Annotated in this window: 18 protein-coding genes; 14 read left to right on the top strand and 4 right to left on the bottom strand. The window is 66.1% G+C overall.

The window, feature by feature from the left end:
- Genes Q4I12_RS12590 through Q4I12_RS12560 form a run of 7 tightly spaced genes read left to right on the top strand, consistent with a single transcriptional unit; the run spans position 1 to position 6,012 of the window.
- The gene (locus tag Q4I12_RS12590) at positions 1-216 is read left to right on the top strand and encodes a DVU_1557 family redox protein (protein ID WP_040369047.1); all 216 of its coding nucleotides are present in this window, start codon (positions 1-3) and stop codon (positions 214-216) included.
- A complete protein-coding gene (gene trsM / locus Q4I12_RS12585) occupies positions 213-917 on the top strand; it encodes a DVU_1556 family methyltransferase (protein WP_297158657.1) in 705 nt (234 codons plus the stop codon). The genes Q4I12_RS12590 and trsM overlap by 4 nt, the downstream gene beginning before the upstream one ends.
- Positions 917-1,378, top strand: coding sequence for a DVU_1555 family C-GCAxxG-C-C protein (locus tag Q4I12_RS12580; protein WP_302261799.1), 462 nt, complete (start codon positions 917-919; stop codon positions 1,376-1,378). The genes trsM and Q4I12_RS12580 overlap by 1 nt, the downstream gene beginning before the upstream one ends.
- Positions 1,371-2,831, top strand: coding sequence for a radical SAM (seleno)protein TrsS (trsS, locus tag Q4I12_RS12575; RefSeq protein WP_297137644.1), 1,461 nt, complete (start codon positions 1,371-1,373; stop codon positions 2,829-2,831). Before Q4I12_RS12580 ends, trsS begins: the two co-directional genes overlap by 8 nt.
- Positions 2,818-4,077 (top strand): DVU_1553 family AMP-dependent CoA ligase, encoded by a 1,260-nt coding sequence (locus tag Q4I12_RS12570; RefSeq protein WP_297158661.1) that lies wholly within the window; start codon positions 2,818-2,820, stop codon positions 4,075-4,077. Before trsS ends, Q4I12_RS12570 begins: the two co-directional genes overlap by 14 nt.
- Entirely contained in the window at positions 4,059-5,297 is a 1,239-nt protein-coding gene (locus Q4I12_RS12565) for a DVU_1551 family NTP transferase (protein WP_297137642.1), read from the top strand. The genes Q4I12_RS12570 and Q4I12_RS12565 overlap by 19 nt, the downstream gene beginning before the upstream one ends.
- A 1-nt stretch (position 5,298) precedes the next feature.
- Positions 5,299-6,012, top strand: coding sequence for a histidine phosphatase family protein (locus Q4I12_RS12560; RefSeq protein WP_302261797.1), 714 nt, complete (start codon positions 5,299-5,301; stop codon positions 6,010-6,012).
- Between the two features lie 312 nt (positions 6,013-6,324).
- Here Q4I12_RS12560 and Q4I12_RS12555 read toward each other — a convergent pair whose 3' ends face one another.
- Complete coding sequence (locus Q4I12_RS12555) at positions 6,325-7,431, bottom strand: TOBE domain-containing protein (RefSeq protein ID WP_297137640.1); 1,107 nt, start codon at positions 7,429-7,431, stop codon at positions 6,325-6,327.
- A 153-nt stretch (positions 7,432-7,584) separates the two neighbouring features.
- Between Q4I12_RS12555 and modA the strand changes: the two genes are divergently transcribed.
- From modA to Q4I12_RS12525, 6 genes are all read left to right on the top strand, one after another.
- Entirely contained in the window at positions 7,585-8,367 is a 783-nt protein-coding gene (gene modA / locus Q4I12_RS12550; RefSeq protein ID WP_302261795.1) for a molybdate ABC transporter substrate-binding protein, read from the top strand.
- A gap of 203 nt (positions 8,368-8,570) precedes the next feature.
- Entirely contained in the window at positions 8,571-9,260 is a 690-nt protein-coding gene (gene modB / locus Q4I12_RS12545; RefSeq protein WP_168934864.1) for a molybdate ABC transporter permease subunit, read from the top strand.
- A complete protein-coding gene (locus Q4I12_RS12540) occupies positions 9,257-10,036 on the top strand; it encodes an ATP-binding cassette domain-containing protein (protein ID WP_302261792.1) in 780 nt (259 codons plus the stop codon). The genes modB and Q4I12_RS12540 overlap by 4 nt, the downstream gene beginning before the upstream one ends.
- A 341-nt stretch (positions 10,037-10,377) precedes the next feature.
- Positions 10,378-11,355, top strand: a complete 978-nt coding sequence (locus Q4I12_RS12535; RefSeq protein WP_297137637.1) for a DMT family transporter — start codon at positions 10,378-10,380, stop codon at positions 11,353-11,355.
- Between the two features lie 2 nt (positions 11,356-11,357).
- A complete protein-coding gene (locus Q4I12_RS12530; RefSeq protein WP_302261790.1) occupies positions 11,358-12,266 on the top strand; it encodes a DUF4037 domain-containing protein in 909 nt (302 codons plus the stop codon).
- A 129-nt stretch (positions 12,267-12,395) separates the two neighbouring features.
- Positions 12,396-13,241, top strand: coding sequence for a tetratricopeptide repeat protein (locus Q4I12_RS12525; RefSeq protein WP_302261788.1), 846 nt, complete (start codon positions 12,396-12,398; stop codon positions 13,239-13,241).
- 225 nt (positions 13,242-13,466) lie between these two features.
- Here the strand turns inward: Q4I12_RS12525 and Q4I12_RS12520 are convergent, their stop codons facing one another.
- Positions 13,467-13,850, bottom strand: coding sequence for a hypothetical protein (locus Q4I12_RS12520; protein ID WP_302261786.1), 384 nt, complete (start codon positions 13,848-13,850; stop codon positions 13,467-13,469).
- Positions 13,847-15,211 carry a histidine-type phosphatase gene (locus Q4I12_RS12515; protein ID WP_297137633.1) on the bottom strand — a complete coding sequence of 455 codons (1,365 nt, stop codon included), beginning with the start codon at positions 15,209-15,211 and terminating at the stop codon, positions 13,847-13,849. The genes Q4I12_RS12520 and Q4I12_RS12515 overlap by 4 nt, the downstream gene beginning before the upstream one ends.
- A 256-nt stretch (positions 15,212-15,467) precedes the next feature.
- Between Q4I12_RS12515 and argF the strand changes: the two genes are divergently transcribed.
- Positions 15,468-16,499 carry an ornithine carbamoyltransferase gene (gene argF / locus Q4I12_RS12510; protein WP_297137632.1) on the top strand — a complete coding sequence of 344 codons (1,032 nt, stop codon included), beginning with the start codon at positions 15,468-15,470 and terminating at the stop codon, positions 16,497-16,499.
- A 537-nt stretch (positions 16,500-17,036) separates the two neighbouring features.
- Here argF and Q4I12_RS12505 read toward each other — a convergent pair.
- Positions 17,037-17,738 carry a LexA family transcriptional regulator gene (locus Q4I12_RS12505; RefSeq protein ID WP_302261784.1) on the bottom strand — a complete coding sequence of 234 codons (702 nt, stop codon included), beginning with the start codon at positions 17,736-17,738 and terminating at the stop codon, positions 17,037-17,039.
- Positions 17,739-17,987 lie beyond the last annotated feature (249 nt).

Raw genomic sequence — 17,987 nt, 5'->3', positions numbered from 1 at the left:
ATGAGTATCGGTCCCAATTATGAACCGGATGGCGGCAGCTGGACGTGCGGCCGCTGTGGCTGCCCGCTGGAACAGGGCAAGGTGCAGGTCTTTTACCTCAACAGCGCTTTTGACGTCATGCTGCCGCGCTGTCCGCAATGCGGGCTGACCATGGTGCCCAAGTCACTGGCCGAGGGCAAGATGCTGGAAGTGGAAGCCCTGCTGGAAGACAAGTGAGCCAGCTCTACACCCGGCCGGAATTCAGGCGCATCGCGGGCGAACACTGGCGGCCCGGCGGGACGGAGATCACGGACAGGCTGCTGGCCCTGGGGCGGCGCTGGCATGATGCCGGGGCGGAAGGCCGTATCCTGGACGTGGGCTGCGGGCCCGGCGGCAGTGTGCGCCATCTGCGGCAGCAGGGGCGGCAGGTCTGGGGCCTGGATACCGTGCTGCGTCCCCAGTGGCGGACGGAAGCTCCGCCTGTGACCGGGGAACGGCCGTATCTGGTGGCCGATGCCTGCGCTGGCCTGCCCCTGCGGGACGGTGTGCTGGATATGATATTGTGTGAATGCGTGCTGTCCGTATTGCCGGACCCCGCCGCCTTTCTGCAGGAGGCCCGGCGCGTCTTGCGGCCGGGCGGTTTGCTGGCGTGCAGTGATCTGTACCGGCGTGGAGAAGAGAACATCCTTGCTCCACAGCCCGCCGGCTGTGCGTCCGGGGCCCGTTCCCGTGCGGGCTGGACGGCGCTGTGCGAAGGGGCGGGCTTCACCGTCCGGCATTTCGAGGATGCCAGCCCGGCCCTGGCCCGTCTGGCCGCGGCGCTGGTCTGGTATGGCGACAAGCGGAGCCTGCGGGAATGGGGCCTGTGCGGGCCCGGCTGCGGCGGAGCGGCATCCCGGCCCGGCTATGCGCTCTGGATCGCGCAAAAGGAGGAATGATGCATCCCCTGATGATGGATCTTTTGCCGCTGGTGCGGCAGGGCTATTGCTGCAGCCAGCTGCTGGTGCAGCTTCTGGTGCAGGCCCAGGGCAGGGAAGTTCCGGATCTGGTGCGGGCCCTGCACGGCCTTTGTCACGGCATCGGCCAGTCCGACGGGCCCTGCGGCCTGCTCACGGGCGGTGCCTGTGTGCTGGCCCTGCTGGCGGGCAAAGGCGCGGAAGGCGAGGAGCCCCATCCCATGCTGGTCCCCCTGCTCAATGACTACGCCAGCTGGTTTTACGAGCGCACGGCGGCCTACGGCGGCCACTCCTGCGAGCAGGTGGCGCTGGGGCTGGGAGCGCGTACGGCGGCGGGCGCGGAGCCCGATCCCGTGGCCTGTGGCGACCTGCTGGCCGAATGCTGGGAAAAGATTTTGGAGCTGATCCAGAACTACGATCTGGATTTCATGGCCCATGCCTGAGGTGGACGTGGAGATATTGCACGAGACCCAGAGCCTGTGCCCTGTCTGCCTGCGACGGCTGGATGCCCGGTATGTGCGGCGGGGGCAGAGCATCCTGCTGGAGCGTACCTGCCCGGAACACGGCACCTTTGCCGTGGACATCTGGCACGAACGGACGGAAGAGGACGTCACGCCGCCGCGTTTCGACGGCTGGTCACGGCCCAAAACGCCGTCGTACCCGCGTGAACCGCGCACAGCTGTCCGGCACGGCTGCCCCTATGATTGCGGTCTGTGTCCGGCCCATGCCCAGCATACCTGCACGGGCCTGGTGGAAGTGACCCTGCGCTGCAACATGGCCTGCCCCATCTGCTATGCGGCGGCCGGCGGGGCCGTGCCCGACGATCCTTCGCCGGAGACCGTGGCCTTCCAGCTGGACAGCCTGCGCCGGGCCTCGCCGGGCTGCAATGTCCAGCTTTCCGGCGGCGAGCCCACAGTGCGCGACGATCTGCCCGCCATCATCCGCATGGCGCGGGAACGGGGCTTCGGCCTGTTGCAGGTCAACAGCAACGGTCTGCGTCTGGGGCTGGAAGCGGGCTATGCCCGAAAGCTGCGCGAGGCCGGGCTGGATTCCGTCTATCTGCAATGGGACAGTCCCGATCTGGAGGGCTGTCTGCCTTTGCGGGGGACCGTGGCCCTGCCCGATGGTCTGGATCTGCTGGCGGTCAAGCGCCGGGCCGTGGAGCAGTGCACGGCCGCCGGTCTGGGCGTGGTGCTGGTGGCCACCGTGGCCCGGGGCGTCAATGATGACCGTCTGGGGGCCCTGCTGCGTCTGGCGCTGGAGCTGGGCCCCGGCGTGCGCGGCCTGCATATCCAGCCCGTGGCCCGTTTCGGTCGCTATCCCGGACGGCTGGAAGACGGCCTCCGCTTCACCCTCAGCGATGTGATGGCCGCCCTGTGCCGTCAGGTCCCGCAGTGGCTGCGCATGGAGCATTTCCACCCGCCGGGCTGCGAGCATTCCCTTTGCTCCTTCAGTTCGCTCTACGCGCGGGAAAAGGCGGCGGACGGCAGCCCATCCCTGCGCTGGCTGCCTGATGCGGCCCGCTCCTGCTGCGGTCCTGCCGTGGACAAGGTGCCGGTCCCGGCGGCCGAAGGGGCGCGCAAGTCCCGGCAGTTCGTGGCCAGTCACTGGCGCGGTGACGACAGTCCCCGGGACGGGGGCAAGGCGGCGCTGGCCGATGACTTCGGCCGCTTTCTGGCCCGTGCCGGGGCCGAACAGCGCTTCACCCTTTCCTGCATGGCTTTTCAGGATGCGCTCTCTCTGGACGTGGAGCGGGTGCGCGGCTGCTGCATCCATGTGGTGCGCCCCGATGGCCGCATGATCCCCTTCTGCCTCCACAACCTTACGTCCACGGAAGGCCGGATGCTCTATCCGCAGCGTCTGGCTTGCGGGGAGGAAGGCCATGACGGCATCTGATCCGCGTTCCCCGGCAAAGGCACGGAGTACGGGGCAAGCGCCGTCGCTCCTGCCCCCGGCCGTCCGGCAGGCCCTGGAACATCCCGGGCCTTTCGCGCTGGGGCTGGATGCCTGGCTGGCGGCGGAGTGCGGCGCGACGCACCCCCAAGAACTGGCCGCCGCCGTGCGGGCACGCCAGCTGGAGCTGCTCAATGCCGATCTTTGCCATATGGCGCTGCACAGTCCTTTGTACCGGCAACGTCTGGCCGGGGTCGGGCGCTGGTCCGCGGCAGGTCTTCGTCCTTTGCATGATCTTTCCGAGCTGGCGGAACTGCCGTTCACCACGGCCGACGATCTGCGCCCCGGCGAGGCGCTGCTCTGTGTCTCGCGTGACGAGGTGGCGCGCATGGTCACGGTGAGCACCTCCGGCAGTACGGGCGTGCCCAAACGGCTGGCCTTCAGCGATGCCGAGCTGGCGCGCACACGGGACTTCTTTGCCGTGGGCATGGCCCAGATGGTCACGGCAGGGCAGCACGTGGCCGTGCTGTTGCCGGGCGCCCACCGCCCGCGGGGCATCACGGATCTGCTGGCCGGGAGCCTGGCGCCGCAGGGCGTGTGCGTGACGGCCTGCATGGATCTGGCCGACCTGCTGCTGTGCGTGCCGGAGCAGGCCCCGGAAGGAGCGGCGGTCCGTCTGGCGGCTGTCCGTGCCGCCTGGCAGGCGCTTGCGGCCACCGCTCCCGCCGGTCTGGGGCTCGTGCTGCTGCCCCGCCAGATGGCGTGCCTGTGGCGGGCCTTTCCCCAGACGCCGCCGGGCCTGTGTGCCGCCCTGTGCGCTGCCGACTGGCTGGATCCCGGTCTGCGCCGTCAGGTGGAGCAGGGCTGGGATTGCCTTGTGCTGGATCATTACGGCTCCACGGAGAGCGCCTTTGCCGGGGCCGTGCAGTGCCGCTGCCGTGAAGGGCGGCATGTGCGGGCCCTGGACCTGCTGCTGGAGATAGTCCATCCTGTGACGGGCAAGGTCCTGCCGGCGGGCGAGACCGGGGAGCTGGTCATCACCACCTTGCAGCGGCGGGCCATGCCCTTGTTGCGTTACCGTACGGGCGACATGGCCAGCCTGCTGGACGGGCCCTGTGCCTGCGGCAGTCCGTTGCCGCGTCTGGGGCCGGTGCTGGGGCGCATCGAGTATGCCGGACAGGGATTTCGAGTGACGCATCCCCGCAAAGGGGGGAGCGAGGAGAGGAGGTCATGCACCATTACGCTTTGATGCTGGCTGCCGGTGCGGCGTCCCGCATGGGGCGGTGCAAGGCCCTGCTGCCGCTGCCCTTCCCGGACGGGGACTGCTGCGCTCTGGAGCGTCTTGCCCGGATGTACGCTTTTTGCGGGCAGCGCTTCGTGGTTACCGGACATCATGCGGGGCTGCTGGAGCCGGTGGCACCCGGCTGGGGCCTGCGCGCTGTCCGTAATCCCCGCCCGGAAGACGGCATGTTCTCTTCCATCTGTGCGGGGCTCCAGGCCGTTCTGGAACAGGCCCGGGCGGATGGCGTGGAGCCGGAGCAGGGCGGCGTGTTCGTCCATCCTGTGGACGTGCCCCTGACCCGGCGCCTGACCCTGCTGGCCCTGCTGCGGACTGCGGACGCCGTGCCGGGGACAGCCCTGCAGGCGGCGTTCTGTGGCGAGCCGGGGCATCCCGTCTATCTGCCCCTTTCCCTCGTGCCCGCCATCCTTGCCCATGACGGTCGTGAAGGCCTGCGCGGTGCGCTGGCGTCTGTCCCCTGCCGTCAGGTGCCGGTGGCCGATGCCGCCATGCTGCTGGATATGGATACTCCCGAGCAGTACGCGGACCTGCAGGACAGGGCCGCCTGCCACGATGCCCTGACGCGGGACGAGGCCGAAGGCCTGCTGCTCCAGGCCGGTGTGCCGGAGCGGGGGCTGCGCCATGCGCTGGCCGTGGGCCGGGTGGCGGAAGCCCTGTGCGCGGCCCTGACGGAGGCCCGGGGCGAGAAGGCTCCCGTGGAGACGGCTTTGGCGCTGGCCTCCGGGCTGACGCACGATATCTGCAAGGGCGTGCATGGCCATGAGGCCGCCGGAGGGCGGCTGCTGGCTCGTCTGGGGCTGGCCCGCATGGCTGCCATCGTGGCGGCCCACAGGGATCAGAGCGTCCCGGCGGAAAAAAAACTGGGTGCGCACGAGCTGGTCTATCTGGCGGACAAATACTGCCGGGGCGGGATCTGGGTGCCGGTGGCGCAGCGTTTTGCCCAGAAACTGGAAGAATTCGGCGCTGATCCGGGCGCCCGGGCCGGTATCGAAGGGCGGCGCGACCGGGCACTGGCTCTGGAACGGCGGCTGGCCGTGGAGCTGGGCCGTGACCCCGCCCAGCTGGCACGGGAAGTGCTGGATACGGCGGACATCGGTACGCGCGCGCAGATGCTGGATGCCCGGCGCGCTCTCTGGACGCCGCTGTGCCCGCTGAGAGAGGATGCCTGACATGGCCGGGCTCTGGCTGTTGCGTCACGGTTCTTTGCCGCCCAATCCTGAGCGGCGTTTCGTGGGCGCACGCGACATCGCCCTTACCGCTGCGGGGCGGGAGCAGATACGGCAGGCCGCCCGGGCCCTGCTGGCGGAATGCGGTGCGGCAAACGGACTGCCGCCCTTTGGTGCCGCAGCCACCGGGCAGGGCAGACATGCGTGGACGGCGGTGGCAGAGGCGGCGGAGAGAGGGGCGCTACGGGAAGGGGAGAGCGGCCGGTATGGGCCCTTCCTGCCCCGGTACATCATCTGCTCGGATCTGGGGCGCTGCCGGGAAAGTGCACGGCTGGTGCAGGAAGTCTTCCATGCCCGGGGCCATGCCATAGATATTTTTCCCGATGCGGGACTGCGCGAGATATCGCTGGGGCTGTGGGAAGGGCTGACCGTGGCCGAAGTGGAAAGCCGCTGGCCGGGCAGCCATGCGGCACGCGGGGCAGACATGGCGGGCTTTGCGCCGCCGCAGGGAGAGAGCTTCGCCGCCGTGCAGGCCCGTGCCGTGGCCTGTGTGGAACGCTGGCAGGCCCGGTATCCTGATGAATGTTTGCTGCTGGTCAGCCACGCGGGCGTGCTGCGTAGCCTGTTGTGCCATTGGCTGGCCCTGCCGCTGGCCGAAGTGATGCGCGTCCCCCAGCATTATGCCTGCCGTATCTGGCTGTCGGGACAGGAATTTTAGAGGGGAAGAGCTTCCTCTAGTGGGGTCTTGGGGGCTTCCTTTCCATCTTCTCCAAGACGCTTTGGTCAGGGAAATGGCAGGGGGGCGCCTACAAGGTCGGCTTGGATGTGGGACTTTGAAAGGCGGACCTCCCAACTGCGCGGTCCGGCTGTCGTTGTGGAGGGGGATGCCCCGGGTGATGCCGTGCGCGGGGAGGGCGTCCGAGGGAAAAGAGTTTTACGTTTGCGTAACGGGAGAGCGGCACAGGGCGGGCCTGTGACGATGCCCTGGGACAGCGCGCGGGGCCTCCTGAAAGAAGCCCCGGGTTCCTTCCTAATCCAGGGTCAGGATGACGGACAGGGCCTTGAAGATGACCCAGACGCTGCTGCCCACCGGCGGGATGGGGCTTTCACCGCGTACATGCAGGGCGCAGGCCTGGCTGCCGTCAGGCAGGTTGACCAGGATCTCGGCCAGCATCTCGTCCTGGCGCACGCGTTCCACCGTGCCCCGGAAGCAGTTGCGTGTGGCCACGGGGGGCTTGTCCTGGCCCTGGTCGGGCTCGATGATGATCCAGGGGGCCTTGATGCTGGCGGTGACCAGCATGTCCTTGGAAAGCCCCAGGCTCTTGCAGCTTTCGTCCGTGATCATGGCCGTGACGCGCAGGCCGCCCGCCGTGCACAGGACCACGGTGACGATGATGCCCGAGGCCCGCAAATGTTCGATGCGGCCGTGGAAGACGTTTCGGGCGCTGGTACGCAGCCCGCTGGTGCGCTGGACATGTTCACGCAGCAGGGTCTGCGCGGCCTTGAGGTTGTAGCGGATGCTGCCGGACTGCTGACGGCGGTTGCGCCCGGCGAACATGTCGGCCACAGGGGCGGGCAGGCCCTGGCGGACCAGCTCGAGGATGCGGGTCTGGCGCAGGCTGCGGGCACTGAGCAGGCCCGCGGGCAGGCCGCAGGCATTGCCGCACTGCTGCAGGCTGCGCCGCACATAGCTGGCATCGCAGTGGAGCAGGGCGCCGCTGGGCGTGAACAGGGCGGGGTCTTCCATCATCTGGCGCAGACGGCGGCAATGGGTGGCGGGCAGGGGGACCTGCCGGGCATGTTCCCCCTGGATGTGGATGATCCCGGAGCCCCAGTCCATGTGCCCCAGTTCCAGAGCAAGGGCCTCCACCAGGCGCAGACCGCCATAACGCAAGAGCATGAAGATGCACCACAGGCGGGCATGGGCCCGGCGTGCCCGCATGCTGGTCGATTCGGCGTACTGCTGCCAGTACCAGGATTCGGCGGCCAGCAGTTCCTGATCGCTCAGGCCTTTTTCGTCACGCAGCAGGCTGGCAGTATCCTGGCGCATGAGCTTCTGCTGCAGCCATTTCCTGTCTTCCGTCTCCAGACTGTGCAGTAAAGTGCTAAGTTTTTCACGTTTTTGTGCGAAAACCATAGAAAACCTCCCTGAAGCTTCCCTAAAATAACTTGTATCATAAGATGTTACAAGTTGTCGCGCTTTTCATATAATCCGTGTCTGCCTTGCCCCGCTCCTGAAGGCGCGTAAAGTGCATCATGACAAGAACATAAAAAAGCCAAGGAGGCTTGTATGTTGTTTGAACGAGTGCTTTCCGCCTGTACCAAAAGCGTGTCTCTGGCCGTGGCCGCCCTTGTCCTCGCCCTCGGTTGCGGGCAGGCCGTGACGGCGTCCGCCGGGGAGATGACCGTTTCCGCGGCGGCCAGCCTGACCAATGCCTTTGCCGAACTCAAGACCGCGTTCGAAAAGTCCCATCAGGGCCTGACCGTGCATACCAATTTTGCCGCCTCCAACCCGCTGCTCAAGCAGATGCAGGAAGGGGCCCCGGTGGACGTGTTCGCCTCCGCCGACCAGGAGACCATGGACAAGGCCCAGAAAGCCCAGCTCATCAAGCCTGAAAGCCGCAAGAATTTCGTCAGCAATACCGTCGTCCTCATCGTGCCCGCCCAGGGCAAGAAGTTCGGCAGCCTTGCCGAGCTCAAGAAGGCCCAGCGCATCGCCGTGGGTTCGCCCGAAAGCGTGCCGATGGGCCGTTATACGCGTGACGCCCTGAAGAGCGCCGGACTCTGGGAGACCCTCCAGCCCTCCTTCATCTACGGCAACAGCGTGCGGCAGGTCCTGGATTACGTGGCCCGTGGTGAAGTCGATGCCGGCATCGTCTACGCCACCGACGCCAAGCAGCGCGCCGACAAGGTCGATGTCTGCCTGACGCTCACGGGCCATAAGCCTGTCACCTATCCCATTGCCGTAGCCACCACCGGCAGCAATGCTGCCATGGGCCAGGCTTTCGTGGACTTCGCCCTTTCCCCCGAAGGACAGGCGATCCTGGCCCGTTACGGCTTCTCCAAGCCGTAGGATTCTGATGGCGACGGCGTTGCGGGCGCTGTCGTCCTGTTCCCACCGGGCCCGGACATGTCCCGACTCCTGCGTGTCCGGGTCCGGCATTTTGCGCTGAATGTCTCCGGTCCGGCGGTATCGACGACGGCCGGAGCCCAGGATGCTTCCCCCTGACGGCGGTCGGGCCTGGTCCCCCGCCGGTATCGTTGCCCGGATACCGCATGGAATACCTTGTCCCTACCGATCTTGCCCGGCCGCTCCTGCTTTCGCTGCGGGTGGCGGGCATCGCGACCGCGCTCTCCTTTCTGGCCGCGCTTTTCGTGGCCTGGCGTCTGGCCCGTCGCCGCGGCCCCCTGCCGGCCCTGCTGGATGCCCTGTGTACGCTGCCCCTTGTCCTGCCGCCCACGGTGCTGGGCTATTACCTGATCCTCGTCGTGGGCCGTAACGGCCTGCTGGGCCCGGCGCTGCGGGATCTTGGCCTGCAGCTCATCTTTTCCTGGCAGGGGGCGGTGGTGGCCGCCACCGTGGTGGTCTTCCCGCTGCTCTACAAATCCGCGCGAGCGGCCCTGGAACAGGTGGACCCGCATTTGGAGAACGCCGCGCGCACTCTGGGGGCCTCGGAGCTGCGCATCCTGCTGACCGTTTCCCTGCCGCTGGCCTGGAAGGGCATCTTTGCCGGGCTCATGCTGGCCTTTGCCCGCGGCATGGGCGAATTCGGCGCGACCCTGATGGTGGCGGGCAACATCCCCGGCAAGACGCAGACCCTGGCCCTGGCCATCTACGATGCCTTCCAGGCGGGCAATGACGCCCTGGCCACCCTGCTGGTGCTGGTGACGTCCGGGTTGTGCGTGACCCTGCTCATGGCCGCCGAAGTGCTGGTCAAATACAAAAGAAGGCGGCGCAGCGCATGATCTCTCTGGATATAAAAAAATCATTCGACGATCCCGGCAGGGAAGCGCCCTTCCATCTGGGCATCCGTCTGGAGATGCCGGAGGACAGCCGGACCCTCGTTTTGTTCGGCGCTTCCGGTTCGGGCAAGACCCTGACCCTGCATTGCCTTGCCGGTCTGGTCCGGCCCGATGCCGGGCGAATCGTGGTGGACGGGAACATCCTGTATGACAGCGAGCAGGGCATCTGTGTGCCTGCCCGGCGGCGGCGCATCGGCTACATGTTCCAGGATTACGCCCTGTTCCCGCATCTGAGCGTGTTGCATAACGTGGCCTATGCCGGGACGGGCCTGCTGCCCTGGCGCCTGAACGGGGAACAGCGCACCTGGGCCATGGATCTGCTGGAGCGCCTGGGCATCGCTCATCTGGCCCGCCTGTACCCGGGCAACCTCTCCGGCGGGCAGAAGCAGCGTGTGGCGCTGGCACGGGCCCTGGGGACACGGCCGTCGCTCCTTTTGCTGGACGAGCCCTTTTCCGCGCTCGACCCCCTGCTGCGTGAACGCCTGCGCGGCGAGATACAGGAGATCCTTGCCGCATTCGCCATCCCGGCCGTCATCATCAGCCATGACCCGGAAGACGTGGACGCCTTTGCCGGGACCCTGGTCACCTACCACCGGGGACGGGCCCGCATGATCGCGGATTATGCCTCCCTGCGCCGGGAGTACGCGTCGGCGGGCGATTGTTTGCGCCATCTGCAGCAGGAGATGCAGGCAGAGAGCGCCCGGGCCGCAGGGCGGTAGTCCGGGCGGGCCATAAGCAACGGCAGGCTCCCCTACGTTTTTGCGACTTGGGCCCCGGTACTTGAGGTAACGGCCTGCCTGCATAGGAGACTTTTTGCTTGCCGCCATCCAGAAAAGAGGGACAGATCCCTGATGAAAAGCCTCCTTCGGGAGGCTTTTTTGTTGCAGTCCTGCATCCGAAGAGAAGGGAAAGGATGCATGGTTGCGCCACAGGAAGAGGGGAGGAAAGAATTTCTTCAAACCTGTCACATGTTCTGCCGAAGGTACGGATTTTGCTTGTCATTTGCGAAAGATTTCTTTTGAATAGCCGTGGCGTCAGCCTGTGACGCCGGGGAGAAAAGATGACGGATACGGAACGATCCATACCGGGGACAGGGCCTGCGGCACGCCGCGCCTGGCAGAAGGGGCTGCCGCTGGCGCTCCTGACCCTGTTGTGCATGACCCTTTTTGCCCTCAACTCCATCCTGTGCCGCCTTGCCCTGCTGCATCACGGCATGGATCCGGTCAGTTATACGGCCATCCGCATGACGTCCGGCGCTTTGATGCTCTTTGCCCTGCACAGATGGCGCCAGCGGCGTCACGGACAGGTGCCGGACTGGCGGGGGCAGGGCAGCTGGGGCGCGGCCCTGGCGCTGTTCACCTACATGCTGGCGTTTTCCATCGCCTATGTGAGCATGCCCACCGCGGCCGGGGCCCTGGTCATCGCCGTGGCCGTGCAGACCAGCATGATAGGTTATGGGATCCATGCGGGGCAGCGCCCCAACCTGGGGCAGACGCTGGGGATAGGCCTGGCCATGGCCGGGCTCGTGGTCCTGCTGCTGCCCGGTCTGGAAGCGCCGCCCCTGCCGGCCGCCTGCGTGATGTTCGTGTCCGGCTCCGCCTGGGGGGCCTACAGCCTGTGCGGCCGCAAGTTCCGTCACGCTGCGGAGGCCACCACCGACAACTTCATCCGCTGCGTCCCCCTGGTCCTGGTGCTGATGCTGGCCCTGTGGTGGCGGCTCTCCCTGCCGGTGCAGGGGGTGGCGCTGGCCCTGTGCGCCGGGGCCCTGGCCTCCGCCCTGGGCTATATCCTCTGGTATGCGCTGGTGCCCTGTTACAGTATCGCGGCCGCTGCCGCCGCCCAGCTGAGCGTGCCTGTGATCACGGCCCTGGGGGCGGTGGTCTTCGTGGGCGAGGCCATCACCCTGCGCCTTGTCCTGTGTTCGGCCGCCATCCTCGGCGGCATCTTCATCGTGGCTTTGTGGGGGCAGCGTCATGCTGTGCCCCGGCCTGACGGCAACAGATGCGGACAATCGGCGGATACCGCCCCAAGGAGATGATCATGATGCAAGGACTGGAACTTTCCCGGCGCTATTTCGAAGCCTGCCTGCCCCTGTGCGCCGTGGGCCTGGCAGGGGAGGGCTCGGAATGCCTGGGCTTCGACGATGCCACGTCCCGGGATCACGACTGGGGGCCGGGCTTCTGTATCTGGCTTTTGCGGGAAGACCTGGCCCGGCACAGGCAGCGGCTGGAAGACGTCCTGCGCCTGCTGCCCGGGACCTTCGAGGGTTTTCCCTGTCGCATGACGCCGGAGCGGCGCATGGGGCGGACAGGACCCATGGCCATGGAAGATTTTTACGCCCGCTTCACCGGCCGGGACACGCCGCCTTCCGACTGGCGTCACTGGCTGGGCATGCAGGAATGGGGACTGGCCACCTGCACCAATGGCGAAGTTTTTTTCGACGGGCCCGGTCGCTTCAGTGCCTGGCGCACGACCCTGCTGGACTATTTTCCCCGTGACCTGCATCTGAAAAAAATGGCCACGCGCTGCATGCAGATGGCACAGGCGGGCCAGTACAACCTGCCGCGCTGTCTTGAACGCGGGGACAGCATCGGCGCCATGCTGGCCCTGGGGCGCTTCAGCGAGGCGGCCCTTTCCCTGGCCTGCCTGCTGAACCGGCGGTATCTGCCGTTCTACAAATGGGCCTGGCGCACCGTGCAGGGCCTGCCCCGCCTGGGGGCCGATATGTGTACTGCCCTGCAACAGGCCGCAGCGGCCCCTTTGACGACCGAAGAAGGCGGGCAGAAAGCCGTGGCGGCCGTGGAAGACATCTGCGCTCTTGTGGCGGCGGAGCTACGGCGTCAGGGACTGAGCGATGAGCAGGACAGCTGGCTGTGGCTGCACGGGCCGATAGTGATGCGGCAGGTGCGCACGGTGGAGATCCTGCGCATGGACCTGCTGCGGGATTAACGGGCAGGACACAGCCGGAACAGCGGGCAGACGGTTGCGACCGGCTGCCCGTTTTGGCAACATGGGGCCAGCATGGCCGGACGTCTGCGCATACGGCCCGGCAGAAGAGATCTTTTCAGGAGTACGAACATGGATGCGAAAAGCTGGATCCAGGAGATCCGTGCCGCCGGCAAGCTGATGGCTGCCGGGGACCTTGTCGGTGCCGAAAACCGGTATCGCCAATTGCTGGACAAGGGGACGGACAATCCTCTGCACAAGGCTCTGGCTCTGGACGGGCTGGGGCGTGCCGTCTTCGAGCAGGGCCGTCAGGCCGAAGCCATCGAAGCCATCGAGGCGGCCGTGAGCCTGCTGCGTGAGCGGCAGGGCGTGCAGGATCCCGCCACCTGTGGCGCCCTGCAGAATCTGGGGCGTCTGTACCTTGCTGCCGGACAGGTGGAAAAGAGCATCGCCGTGAGCCGCGAAGCCGTGGACGGCCTGCGTGCCGGTTTTGGGGAAGACCATCCGCTGGTGGCCGGGGCCATGATGCGCCTTTCGGCCTGCCTGTACATGCAGCGGGATCTGGATGGCGCCGAGGCGCTGCTGCTCAAGGCCCGGGACGTGTTCGAGAAGCAGAGCGGCGACGAGTCCCGCATGGATGTCTCCACCTGCCTGAACAATCTGGGACGCATCCATGAAGAGCGCGGCGATCTGGAACAGGGCATCGCCCTGCACCGCCAGGCCGTGGCCATCCGCAAGGAGCTGCTGGGCGACCATACGGAAACGGCCTTCTCCCTGGGCAACCTCGGCGTGGCCCTGGCAACGGCCGGCCAGTGGCAGGAAGCCGTGGATACCCTGCAGGAAGCCCTGGACTGCTATGCCCGTGCCGGGCATACCACCGGACCGGACATCGAAGGCTACCGCAAGAATCTTGAGATCTGCCGCCACGCCCTGAAGATGGTGGCTCCGGGGACGACATCCCAGGTCAGCGACGACTAGCCGTCCACATCTTTTTGAGGACGACATGAAACGGCAACGGGGAAATGCCTCATGGCATTTCCCCGTTTTTTTGTACAGGAAGGAAAGCTGCCGTAATGGGCCGATGTTTGCGCCTGACGGACAGCAGGCGATGGCACGAAGATACAGACAGTGCTCCCGGCAGGGCGGGAGATCGCCTGACAGCTCCGGAGCCTCGGCGAAATTTGTCCGGCAGGGGCAGGTGCCTCAGCGGCGGCGCAGGACAAAGGCCAGCACGAGGATGACCAGGGCCAGGCCTCCGGCAGCCACGGGCAGGGCCTCCATGGCGTCCAGACTGTCGCCATACTGCTGCCGGACCAGGGCGGCCCCGGCAAAGATGACACCGGCAAGGATGGCCTTGAGACCCACACCGCGCCATTGTCTCTGGCGCAGGGCCGTCCAGCTCCGGTACAGGCTGTCGCCGTGGCGCGCTTCATAGGCGGCCAGATCGAGGCCGCGGCGGGCCAGCTCCGCATCGAAGAGCTCGCGGGCCTGTTCGGTCAGCTTGGGGCGTTCCAGCGCGCACAGGCTTTCGTCATCCAGTTCCGCGTAGCGCTGTTGCAGCAAAGTCTTTTTTTCGTCGTTCGTCATGGCTGTACGGGAAGGGTCGGTGCCGGGGCCTGCGGGGAGACCATTTCCGGCAGGAAGGTGATGCGCGGCAGGCCCCGTCCTTCCAGCGCACCGCGGACGCGCTGTTCAAACAGCTCCCTGCCCATGACCGGGCCGTCCTCCTGGCCGTCGAGCGTGACATGGGCTTCCAGCAGGGCCGGGCCGTAACTGTCCGGGGCCGTCTGGTAGCCGCTGGCCGTGGTGACGCTCAGCGGCGCGTGCATGAAATCGAGGCTCTGCATGAAGACCCGGAAGCGTACTTCACTGGCGTTGTCGGGGCCTTCCCACAATTCCATGGCCAGGATGGTGCCGGGCGGCAGGGCATTGGGCGGAAAACCCGACGCCTGCCAGTCGATGCCCAGCAGCGAGCCGATGGCCGCCAGGTTGTTGTCGTTGCCTACAAAAACGGCGCACCGGGCCTCGTTGAGACGCGGGTCGGCATGCTGGCTGTAAAGGGCAAGGGCCATGTCCCGCAGCAGGGGGCCGCCGTAGATGCCGGCGACCAGCGGCGTGCGGTGCAGGGCATTGAAGATCTCGCTGCGGATGGGCAGGAGCTTGCGCAGGGCCGCGGCATTGGCCTGGCCCCAGGCGGCATCCTGCTGCGGCCACTGGGCGTATTCCTGCACCAGCAGGTCCACCAGGGGCGATCCCAGACCAAGGCCGCCCCGTATCTCCACACGGCGGCCCATGTCCATGATGGAGATGGAGGGGACCATGTCGGACAGGCGGCAGCCGCCGGGCAGGTTGATGCTGTTGCAGGCTTCGGAGGACAGGGGGCCCGTGAGCTGGTCCAGCAGGGACATGGGCTCGCCCAGGCTTTCCCAGAACTGGGAAAAGTCCCCGTTGATGTGGTCCAGGACGGCCAGGGCCGTCTCGGCCGGGTCGAAGATGGCAAGACCGGCCTGGACAGGCTCAAAGAGAGGGTCGGGATCCAGGTTCACCACGGCATAGGAAGGCAGCGTGCCCGGCGTCAGGCCCCGCAACAGGGCCTCGGCACTGCCGCGGCTGCGCGGGGTGTTGTCCGCACGCACGAAGACCCGGGATTCGGTCTTTTGCGCCGGCAGCAGGCCCGCCTCAAGATACAGGGCACGCAGGGAGGCCCATTGGGCCGTCAGCAGCCCGGCGCCGCGCGGCGAGAGCTGGCCGGGCCCCACAGGCCATTGCGGCCAGGCTTTGCCGGTGATCCGGGGCAGCTGGTTATCGTCGGCCGGTGCCGCGACACCATGACGTGTCAGCATGACGACCTTGCTGAGGTGATACGCGGATGGGGCAGCAGACACCGGACAGGGTATCAGGCCCAGGAGCAGGGCGAGCAATCCGGCGAGGCATGTCCAGGTTCGCATGAGGATCTCCTTTCTTGGTGGAAGCATAAGCGTAAACGATGCCGGGGGCAATGTCTTGCGCAGATATGCCCGCAACCCCTCTGAGCGCGGATGTGACGTTCATGTTACAGGCGTTCGGGCATGGACAAAGCGGCCCGGCGCTGCTAGATTCCTGCTTTCCACCTGTAGAGGAACACGGCCTGAGGACAGGCCGACAGCCGCCGGGCGGCGCAGGCGGAGAGAGTTTCAGCAACGACCCGAAAGGGTGGAGCATGGCATGAGCAGACTGACCAATCGAGATTTTTTGAAGGAAACGGACTTTACTTCCGAAGACCTGATCTACTTGCTGGATCTGGCCGCCGCACTGAAAAAAGCCAAGCAGGAAAAGCGCGAGCCCAAGTTCCTGCTGGACAAGAATATCGTGCTATTGTTTGAAAAGGATTCCACCCGGACCCGTTGCTCTTTTGAAGTGGCGGCCCATGACCAGGGTGCCCACACCACCTATCTGGGCCCCTCCGGTTCCCAGATCGGCAAAAAGGAATCCATGGCCGATACGGCCCGTGTGCTGTCCGGTTTCTATGACGGCATCGAATACCGCGGCTTTGGCCAGAGCATCGTGGAAGAGCTGGCCCGTTTTGCCAGCGTGCCGGTGTGGAACGGCCTGACCAACGAATGGCATCCCACCCAGATCCTGGCGGACTTTTTGACCATGCGCGAGCATTGCGACAAGCCCTACAAGGACCAGACCATGGCGTATATCGGTGATGCCCGTTACAATATGGGCAATTCCCTGATGATCGCCTCGGCCATGCTGGGCCTGGACTTCCGCAGCGTGGCGCCCCGGGCCCTGTGGACCTCCGACGAGATCTACGAACAGGCCTGCGCCATCGCCGAACGGACCGGTGCCCGCATCACCCGCACGGAAGATGTGGACAGCGGCGTCAAGGGCTGCGACTTCCTGTATTCCGACGTCTGGGTCTCCATGGGCGAGCCGGAAGATGTCTGGCAGGAACGCATCAACCTGCTGACCCCCTACCGCATCGACAGCGAGATGATGCGCAAGACCGGCAATGAGCACTGCGCTTTCCTGCACTGCCTGCCCAGCTTCCACAACCGTGACACCATCATCGGTGAAAAGATGTACCAGCGTTTCGGTCTGGAATGCATGGAAGTGAGTGACGAAGTCTTCGAATCGCCCAACAGCCTCGTGTTTGCCGAGGCCGCCAACCGTATGCACACCATCAAGGCCGTCATGGTGGCCACGCTGGCCGACGTGCCGGACGATTTCGTGAAGCAGGGCCGCCTGTAGGCCGCACCGCAGCGGCCCGAAGCCTTCCCGCCGTCATGTGAAAGCCCCTCTTTTCCGGGGGCGCAGGGCTGGCGGCCCGGCTAGGGGCCGAACAACGACCTTATGCACAAAAAGAGCGTGTATCCCGTCATGGATGCACGCTCTTTTATTTTTATGCGGCAACGACTGTTCCGTCATCCTGCGGGAGGAGTGCCGGCTCCTGCGGACGCAGGCCCGCAGGGTCGCAGCGCTGTCCCATCCCGCGCACCCTCACTTTCCCGAAAAACATTTTGCCGGGTAGACCATGCCGTCCTTATGCTGTTTGCCCTGCCCCCAGGGGCATCTGTTGCCGGGCCGGGATCTGGGCGGGGTCCCCGCATAGTGCCCCTCATCCGCACCGGGGGACGGGAAGGCGGGGCTGTCCTGTGCGCGACATCAGCGTCACAGGGATCATGCAGCGGTTTTTGAAGGGTGAGGGGGAAAGGGGGAGAGGGGGACTTTTTTCCGCTGGAAAAAGTCCCCCTCTCCCCCTGAAAATATGGATCGAAACTTCTGCGGCTAGCGGTATTCGCGACCGGACCAGAGTACGCGGCCGATGACGCGGAACTGTTCGGCGCAGTCGCCGCTCAGGTCGAGGGTCACGGGAGGATAGGCGGGGTTGGTGCTGTGCAGGACGATCTGGCCGGGCAGCAGGTCGATGCGCTTGATGTAGATGGCATCCTCGAAGCCGATGGCGTAGAGGCGTCCGGAGACGATCTCGGTCTGTCCCTGATCCAGCAGGACGAGGTCGTTGTCCTGTATCTCGGGCACCATGCTGTCGCCCGAGACGCGCATCAGCACCATGCGGCGGGGATTGCCCTTGCGGTGCAAAAAGTCGCTGCGGAAGGCATAGCCGCCTTCCTGTTCGCTGCTGACTTCCAGACTGCCGGAACCGGCGGACAGGCGGGCCACCACCAGGGGCACGGTGATCATGTCCACATCGTCATCCACATCTTCCAGCATGAGGCAGGCGGGCATGGCACCGGACTCCACCAGCGGGAGGCGCATGGGGCCACGGCCGAAGAAGATCCAGTCGGCATTGCAGCCTGTTTCCGCGGCGCAGATGCGGACCCACTCGTCCGGGACCTCGCCTTTGGCCAGCGCCTGTTCCACATCCGTCACGGGCAGGCCCAGGGCCCGGGCCAGTTCAACAGCGGTGTCCGCTTCCAGCGCCTGCATGAGGCGTTGCACGATTGTCGGATCGGAACGGGAATCGGTCATGGATGGTCTCCTCGGCACAGTATGGAAAACGCCATCATGCTAGCAGCAGGGCAGGGGGAAGGCAAGCAGCGGCAAGGCCCGGCGGGCAGAAACGACGGCACGGAAGGGGCGCCGGCCTGAGCGAACGGGGAGGGACACGGGCAGGCTTTCGTGCAGACCGTGGTCCCCGGCTGCAGGCATCGGCATACCGGAAAAGGGATAGGCCCGGTACGGAGGCCGGACGCAGGACAAGAAAAAAGCCCCGCCGGA

It is taken from the genome of Desulfovibrio piger, from assembly GCF_951793255.1.
GTDB lineage: Bacteria > Desulfobacterota > Desulfovibrionia > Desulfovibrionales > Desulfovibrionaceae > Desulfovibrio.
This window is presented reverse-complemented; position numbering and strand designations above follow the sequence as displayed.

What these genes read in the sequence shown, in the direction of transcription:
- Q4I12_RS12535 (WP_297137637.1), top strand. Translation starts at nt 10,378, where the DNA reads ATGACGGATACGGAACGATCCATACCGGGGACAGGGCCTGCGGCACGC.
- Q4I12_RS12565 (WP_297137642.1), top strand. Translation starts at nt 4,059, where the DNA reads ATGCACCATTACGCTTTGATGCTGGCTGCCGGTGCGGCGTCCCGCATG.
- Q4I12_RS12520 (WP_302261786.1), bottom strand. Translation starts at nt 13,850, where the DNA reads ATGACGAACGACGAAAAAAAGACTTTGCTGCAACAGCGCTACGCGGAA.
- Q4I12_RS12515 (WP_297137633.1), bottom strand. Translation starts at nt 15,211, where the DNA reads ATGCGAACCTGGACATGCCTCGCCGGATTGCTCGCCCTGCTCCTGGGC.
- Q4I12_RS12590 (WP_040369047.1), top strand. Translation starts at nt 1, where the DNA reads ATGAGTATCGGTCCCAATTATGAACCGGATGGCGGCAGCTGGACGTGC.
- Q4I12_RS12540 (WP_302261792.1), top strand. Translation starts at nt 9,257, where the DNA reads ATGATCTCTCTGGATATAAAAAAATCATTCGACGATCCCGGCAGGGAA.
- Q4I12_RS12530 (WP_302261790.1), top strand. Translation starts at nt 11,358, where the DNA reads ATGATGCAAGGACTGGAACTTTCCCGGCGCTATTTCGAAGCCTGCCTG.
- Q4I12_RS12525 (WP_302261788.1), top strand. Translation starts at nt 12,396, where the DNA reads ATGGATGCGAAAAGCTGGATCCAGGAGATCCGTGCCGCCGGCAAGCTG.
- Q4I12_RS12560 (WP_302261797.1), top strand. Translation starts at nt 5,299, where the DNA reads ATGGCCGGGCTCTGGCTGTTGCGTCACGGTTCTTTGCCGCCCAATCCT.
- Q4I12_RS12570 (WP_297158661.1), top strand. Translation starts at nt 2,818, where the DNA reads ATGACGGCATCTGATCCGCGTTCCCCGGCAAAGGCACGGAGTACGGGG.
- modA (WP_302261795.1), top strand. Translation starts at nt 7,585, where the DNA reads ATGTTGTTTGAACGAGTGCTTTCCGCCTGTACCAAAAGCGTGTCTCTG.
- Q4I12_RS12580 (WP_302261799.1), top strand. Translation starts at nt 917, where the DNA reads ATGCATCCCCTGATGATGGATCTTTTGCCGCTGGTGCGGCAGGGCTAT.
- Q4I12_RS12505 (WP_302261784.1), bottom strand. Translation starts at nt 17,738, where the DNA reads ATGACCGATTCCCGTTCCGATCCGACAATCGTGCAACGCCTCATGCAG.
- argF (WP_297137632.1), top strand. Translation starts at nt 15,468, where the DNA reads ATGAGCAGACTGACCAATCGAGATTTTTTGAAGGAAACGGACTTTACT.
- modB (WP_168934864.1), top strand. Translation starts at nt 8,571, where the DNA reads ATGGAATACCTTGTCCCTACCGATCTTGCCCGGCCGCTCCTGCTTTCG.
- trsS (WP_297137644.1), top strand. Translation starts at nt 1,371, where the DNA reads ATGCCTGAGGTGGACGTGGAGATATTGCACGAGACCCAGAGCCTGTGC.
- Q4I12_RS12555 (WP_297137640.1), bottom strand. Translation starts at nt 7,431, where the DNA reads ATGGTTTTCGCACAAAAACGTGAAAAACTTAGCACTTTACTGCACAGT.